We start from the raw sequence: 6,721 nt of genomic DNA on the forward strand, positions 1-6,721 counted from the left end.
CATTAAGTGCAATATATTATTTTTTCTTTAGATTATATTGCTTTTAATTCATCGAATTTTTTTTGTTTAGATTTAGCATTGTGAGTAGAATAATCAAATATTATTGGGTAATTTTCAGCTATGTGGCTTATTATGTATTGGCTTATTATGTATTCTTTTTTATCATCTTCTTTAATTTCTTCAATTTTTTGAATTTCTTGGGGAACTTCTTCAACAGTTTTTTTCAAAGCTTTTTTGAACTTTTCTTTTAGCATTAAGTCAAATTCTACGTGTATTAGTAGTTCTTTTAAGTTTTCTAGGCTTAGAGTTTTTAATTTATCGTCTTTTGTTGATTCTAAATGGCTGTCTATTTGTGTTTGAATATCTAGAGCTTTGCCATAGAGTAGATTTCTAATCATGTATTCGCCATCATCTTTTCCCTCAACTTTTTCCTTAGCTTTTCCCTTAGCTTTTTTAAGAATTTCTTTTAATTTCTTTATTTTTACCTCTTCGTAATTTAAAGAAGCTTGAATTATTCTTTCTATTTTCAGTTTTTCAGTTTTTTGAGTTTCTGCATCTACTACGGTAAATTTAGTTCCTGGAGCTTTATCAAGTTTTTCTTTAGCTTCTTGATCTTTTCCATAATACATAGGGTATATTCCAAGATCATCTGCTAAATTATCCTTAGTATCTTTAGGCATTTTAGCATCTTCTTTTTCTTTTTGATCTTCCAGTTCCTTGCCAAATTTTTTTAATTTTGTGATTGCATCTTTTCGCTCTTCTTGATTTTCAGAAGCAAAGTTCCCAGTTTCATTTTTTAAATTTTCTGTGTCTTCTTTTACATTGGCGTAGCCGTTTACCTTTGGATCAATTGGGTTATTAGCGCATGAAATGAAAATTAAAGCCAATATTGCCGCAATGGCGCTAAGCCTAATTATGCCTAGTTTAAATTTTGTCAAAATACTCTCCTTACAAATTAAAAATCAATATTTATTAATTCTAATGCAAAATAATAATATAACTATATTGCAACAATTGTCAAATAACAACATTCTTAAATAAGAATTAAAAGATTAAATTTCTATTGTTGTTTTTAGGCCGTTTTTCTTTATTTCTTTTTTTTGATATTAAAAAATCCTTTAAAGTTTAAATTTAAACTTTAAAGGAGCGTTATTTTTGGTTCGGATTTATATTGCTAGCTTGAAAAAAGGAGAGAAATTAGCTCCTCTTAAGTGTCAAGCGCAACACATTGTTTTTTTTGGATATGCTAGTTGTCTAGATTTACCGTTTGTTTTTTTTCAGCGCTGTAAGTGGCAGAATCAAATATTTGGTAATTTTCAGTTATGTGGCCTACTATATATTCTTTTGTTACAGAATCTTCAATTTTTTTAATTTCTGAATCACTAAGACTGTATTCTTTGCTTTTTTCTGCAGAGTAATAATCTTTAATGTCTTTAATTGTTTTGGAAACTTCGTCAACCGTTTTTTCCAAAGTTTTTTTAAACTTTTCTTTTAGTTTTAAGTCAAATTCTGCGTGTATTAGCAGCTCTTCCAACTCTTTTTCGCTTAAAGTAGTGAATCCGCCTTTTATTGATTTTAAATTCTTTTCTATTTGTTCTTGAATGCCTAGTGCTGTGTGGTAGAGTAATCCTCTAGCTATATATTCGCGATCTGGGCTGTCTTTAAGTGTTTCAATAATTTCTTTTAATTTATTTATTTTATCTTTTTCGTAATCCAAGGATGAATAAATTATTCTTTTTATTTGCATTTTTACATTTTTTTTGGTTTCTTCGGTTGTTCCTGGTTCGGTAAAATACACAGGCTGGATTTTACTGTCAAGAGTTTCTAAGAGATCAGATTCTTGTTTGATTTTTTCTATTTCTGTATTTTCTTTCTCTTTTTGAGCTTCCAGTGTTTTGGCAATTGCTTCTAATTTTGAGGCTGTAGTTTCTTCTTGGGATTTTTGTTCTAAAGATCCCGGATTTCCAGCTTCATTTTCTAAATTTTCGGCGTTTTCTTTTACATCGGTTGGGCTTTTTGGATCAAGTAGATTAACGGTGCACGAGATGCAAATTAAAGTTAATATCGCTGCAATGACGCTAAGCTTAATTACGTTTAGTTTAAATTTTGTCAAAATAATTTCCTTATAAATTGAAATTAACAAATATTAATTTAAAATTAACATGCATTAATTTCAACATAAAATAATATATATAACTGTATTGCAGTATTTCCAAATAACAAATCTTATTTGATAAAAGATGTTGTTGTTTTCAGTTTAGATTTAGATTATGAGTCTAAAAAAAGAGAAGAATTAACTTCTCTTTTTTTTAAAAAAATATCAAGTGCAACATTTGTTTGTTGCTTATATTATTACTTTAATTGGTTTTGTTTAAATTCCGCACTGTAAGTAGAATAATCAAATATTTGGTAATTTTCATTTATGTAGTATGCTATGCAATCTTTTTTATAAGCATCTTCATTTTTTTTAAGTATTTCTGTATCAAGACCCTCTCTATTTTTTTCTACAGAGTAATATTCTTCAATTTCTTTAATTATTTGGGAAGCTTCTTTAACAGTTTTTTCTAAAGTTTCTTTGAACTTTTCTTTTAGCATTAGGTCAAATTCTGCGTGTATTAGTAGATCGTTTGATTCCTCTTTTTTTTGTATTAATTCTAAATGGCTGTCTAGTTGTTCTTGAATGCCCAGTGCTTTGTGATAAAGTAGTCCTCTGATTATATTTTCGTAATCGGGGCTACCTTTAAGCGTTTCAAGAATTTCTTTTAATTTATTCATTTTGTCTTCATCGTAATTTAAAGATGAATAAATTATTCTTTTTATTTGCATTTTTGCATTTGTTTTAGTTTCTTTAGTTGCTGTATCAAAATAAATGGGTTTGATTTCATTGGCAAGAGTATCTATGAAATCAGATTCTGTAATTTTAGCTATTTTTGCAATTTCTTCATTTTTCTGATCTTTTAGCTTCTTGGTAAGTGCTTCTAATTTTGAGACCTTAGTTTCTTCTTGATATTTTTGATTTAAAGACTCTGGATTTCCAGATTTTTGGTTGCTTTCTTTTATATCAGTGCGGCTTTTTACTTTTGGATCAATTGGATTAACAGCACATGAAGTGCAAATTAAAGTTAATATCATTGCAATAGTATTAAGCTTGATTATATTTAGTTTAGCTTTTGTCAAAATACTCTCCTTATGCATATTTATAAGTCAAAATTAATGGTGATTGATTTTAATACAAAATAATATAACTGCATTGCAAGATTTGTCGAATAACAATATTATTATTTAATATTAAAAAATCAAATCTCTATTTTATGTTTTTAATATTTTAAGCTTTTTTTAATGTTAACCTCCTTTGATTCGTACACCAACCGCACATACACCACCAATTAGTAGTGTATGTGGTTACAACAGGTTTTTAGCGGTGTTTCAATATTGTTTAAAATTTGCATACTTTTATTTGAGTCGAGTTTATGTTCGTATCCAACCCTTATTACTTCTCCGAGAATTTTTCCATCAGCTTTGCATCCTCCCGTATTTTTGTCATATTCGTCAATAATGTTATCGACGATTTTTATCCATGAATTTCTCTCTTGTATTAGTTTTTCAAAATTTTCTTGAATCTCTTTTACTGTTTTTGTTCTAAAATTAAAAATTAGGCGCTTTTGCTTGTCTTTAGTTAAAATATTAACAGTGCCTTCAAATGCTTCTTGGATTTTAAATCCTGTCCAAAAAATTGAACCAATAAGTATGTAATGGTAGTTGTTTGAGCTTGATGTTTGCGCGAGTATTGTGGCTAATTTTTTGATTTTATTTTCATCATAATTTAAAGATGAGTAAAATAATCTTCTAAGTCGCTTGTCTTGTAACATAAAGTCAATATTACTGTCTTTTTTTTCTGTGAATGAGGTTTTATTTATTCCAAATTGATCAGCAGGTTCGATTTTTTGAATATCTGTGTTTATTGTTTGAGCAAACATTTCGATATTTGGACCTATTTTATTAATCAATTTTTCATTCTCATCAAATTCTTGTGCAATTTTTTTAATTATTTTTTCTTTTTCAGTTTTAAAGAACTGGCTTTGTTGTAAGTTTTGAAGATTTTGGGTGTTTACAATCTTTTCTGTTTTTTGTAAAACTTTAATTTTTCCAAGTTCAATGGAGCTTGATTGTAATTCACTTGTCGCTTCTGTGTTGTTTGATTTAGAATAAAAAGAGCATGAGACCAGTAAAGTTATTTGAAACAGTTTCAATGTTTTCCAAATTTTGTTTCTTTGCAAAACGCAATCCTTAAAAAAAATTAATCATTAGTTTTATTTGGCAAGCTCAATATTTTTGATTTCTAATATAAATATATTTCAATTTGTTTAATTTTCAATGTTTTTTTATGCATTTAAAATACAATTTAATAAATTAATTGTTTAAAATATTTTTTTTAAAAAAAGCTTAAAATATTTCGTTTGGGTTTTTTTGAATTTATTAGCAATGTAATTAGTATTGATCTTAATGTCAATGTTTGCTAAAGTACATTAATTTTAAAATTTTTTGTTATTAGCCTTGTTTTTGTTTGTGATTGAGTTACATTTTTCATGTGTTATTTTATAATAATAAATCTAACTATTATGAAATAACACCGTTCTCCCCATTTTAATGTAAAATCTAAGTGTTTTTAATCTTTATTAAAAACCCTTTATTTTTAAGGTCATTCTTAATTAAAAAAGTTAATTATATGTTTTTATTCAAATATGTATTGATTCTAATTTAGTTATGTTTTAAAATAATAAAAATAAATGTTTAAATAAGGAGAATTAACAATGACTAAAATATTTAGTAATTTAATAATTAATGGATTATTGTTTGGATTTGTAAGTTTAAATGTGTTTGCAGATTCTAACAATGCAAATATTCTCAAGCCTCAATCCAATGTTTTAGAACACTCAGGTCAAAAAGATAATAAAAAATTAGATCAAAAAGATCAAGTTAATCAAGCTCTAGCCGCTATTAACAAGGTAACCGAAGATGTTTCTAGTAAATTAGAAGGAGTTAGAGAATCATCTCTTGAATTGGTAGAATCAAATGATGCGGGAGTGGTTAAAAAGTTTGTAGGTTCAATGTCTTTGATGTCAGATGTTGCTAAAGGGGCTGTTGTTGCATCAAAAGAAGCAACTATTGTGGCAAAGTGTTCAGGAATGGTTGCTGAGGATGCAAACAAGGTTGTTGAAATGTCTAAAAAGGCTGTTCAAGAAACCCAAAAAGCTGTTTCTGTTGCTGGTGAAGCAACATTTTTAATAGAGAAGCAAATAATGTCAAATAAATCTCCGAATAATAAGGAATTGGAATTGACAAAAGAAGAATTTGCTAAAGTGGAGCAAGTTAAAGAAACTTTAATGGCTTCTGAAAGGGCTTTGGATGAAACAGTTCAAGAGGCTCAAAAAGTTCTCAATATGGTTAATGGTTTGAATCCGTCAAATAAGGATCAAGTATTAGCAAAAAAAGATGTTGCAAAGGCTATTTCTAATGTTGTTAAGGTAGCTCAAGGTGCAAGAGATCTTACAAAAGTAATGGCTATTTCTTTATACATGAAATAGTTAGATATATAAATTTATAAATAATTAGAGGTTAAAGCAAAAAGGTTTGAAGCTAATTATATTAGTTTCTGCCTTTTTTATTTAATAAGGTCAATATTGATCTCCCTATTAAGGCTGTTCTTATGATATAATATTTTCGTTCTGAATATTTTCGTTCTGAATATTTACATTTTTAATATTTACTTGCATATTTATATTCTTAACTAATAAAATTTGCCTTAAGGAAGGAGAATCAATTTTTGAATAAAGAATATAAAATTTTGGATAATGGGTTTTTAAAACTTATTGATTTCATGGGAGATGATAAGAGAATAGTTAAGGCTGCAAGGATTTCTTATCGAGAAGAGAGTGTTAAAAGAAAAAATGAGGAACTTATTGACTATTTAATAAGAAATGGGCACACAAGCCCATTGGAGCAGGTGGTTTTTACATTTCATGTTAAAGCTCCAATATTTGTTGCAAGGCAATGGATGAGGCATAGAACCGCAAGGATTAATGAAGTTTCTGGATGCTATAGCTTGGCAAGAGAGGAATTTTATGTCCCCTTAGAAGAAGATTTAAAGTGTCAAACTTCTATTAATAGCTCTGAAAAAGAGTTTAAGTCTTTGGAAAAATTGTCGGACAAAATAAAGCAGCATCAAAAACATTCTTATGAGCTTTATCAAGATATGATCAATTCTAATATTCCAAAAGAACTCTCAAGAATAGTTTTGCCTTTAAGTTTATATACCGAATGGTATTGGCAAATTGATTTAAATAATCTTTTTCATTTTATTAAATTGCGATTAGCCCTAGACAGTCCAAAAGAAATTAAAGAAAATTCGCCAAAAGAAATGTGTGAATATGCTAAAGCATTGATAAGCATAGTAAGAGAAATTGTGCCTATCGCTTTTAACAGTTTTGAAAATCATTTTTTAAGAGGAAAGAGATTTTCTCGCGAAGAGATAATTGCAATTATTAATGCTTTGGATTTAAATAAGCTTAGCATGGATGCTGAAAAATTGGACTTATTGAAAGATAAACTAGGAATTGATTGATTTTTAAGTGTGTATTAACATTTAGTTATTAAATTGTAAATTAAATGCTATAAAATGCCTTTAATAAGAGTTTATTAGTATACTAATAAACTCTTATTA

Annotated in this window: 6 protein-coding genes; 2 read left to right on the forward strand and 4 right to left on the reverse strand. The window is 27.7% G+C overall.

Annotated elements, in window-relative coordinates; genetic code table 11:
- Window positions 1–32: 32 nt before the first annotated feature.
- The 4 genes from QIA19_RS00525 to QIA19_RS00540 form a co-directional block, all read right to left on the reverse strand.
- Window positions 33–938 carry a complement regulator-acquiring protein gene (locus tag QIA19_RS00525; protein WP_301365022.1) on the reverse strand — a complete coding sequence of 302 codons (906 nt, stop codon included), beginning with the start codon at window positions 936–938 and terminating at the stop codon, window positions 33–35.
- Window positions 939–1,246: 308 nt separating this feature from the next.
- Window positions 1,247–2,113, reverse strand: a complete 867-nt coding sequence (locus QIA19_RS00530; RefSeq protein WP_301365024.1) for a complement regulator-acquiring protein — start codon at window positions 2,111–2,113, stop codon at window positions 1,247–1,249.
- Between the two features lie 239 nt (window positions 2,114–2,352).
- Complete coding sequence (locus QIA19_RS00535; RefSeq protein WP_301365026.1) at window positions 2,353–3,177, reverse strand: complement regulator-acquiring protein; 825 nt, start codon at window positions 3,175–3,177, stop codon at window positions 2,353–2,355.
- A 209-nt stretch (window positions 3,178–3,386) separates the two neighbouring features.
- Complete coding sequence (locus QIA19_RS00540) at window positions 3,387–4,277, reverse strand: complement regulator-acquiring protein (protein WP_301365028.1); 891 nt, start codon at window positions 4,275–4,277, stop codon at window positions 3,387–3,389.
- Between the two features lie 534 nt (window positions 4,278–4,811).
- Here QIA19_RS00540 and osm28 point away from each other — a divergent pair.
- Window positions 4,812–5,585, forward strand: coding sequence for a porin Osm28 (gene osm28 / locus QIA19_RS00545; RefSeq protein ID WP_012672322.1), 774 nt, complete (start codon window positions 4,812–4,814; stop codon window positions 5,583–5,585).
- A 239-nt stretch (window positions 5,586–5,824) separates the two neighbouring features.
- Window positions 5,825–6,622, forward strand: coding sequence for an FAD-dependent thymidylate synthase (thyX, locus tag QIA19_RS00550; protein ID WP_301365030.1), 798 nt, complete (start codon window positions 5,825–5,827; stop codon window positions 6,620–6,622).
- The last annotated feature ends 99 nt before the right edge of the window (window positions 6,623–6,721 follow it).

It is taken from the genome of [Borrelia] finlandensis, from assembly GCF_030438365.2.
Taxonomy (GTDB): Bacteria; Spirochaetota; Spirochaetia; order Borreliales; family Borreliaceae; genus Borreliella; species Borreliella finlandensis.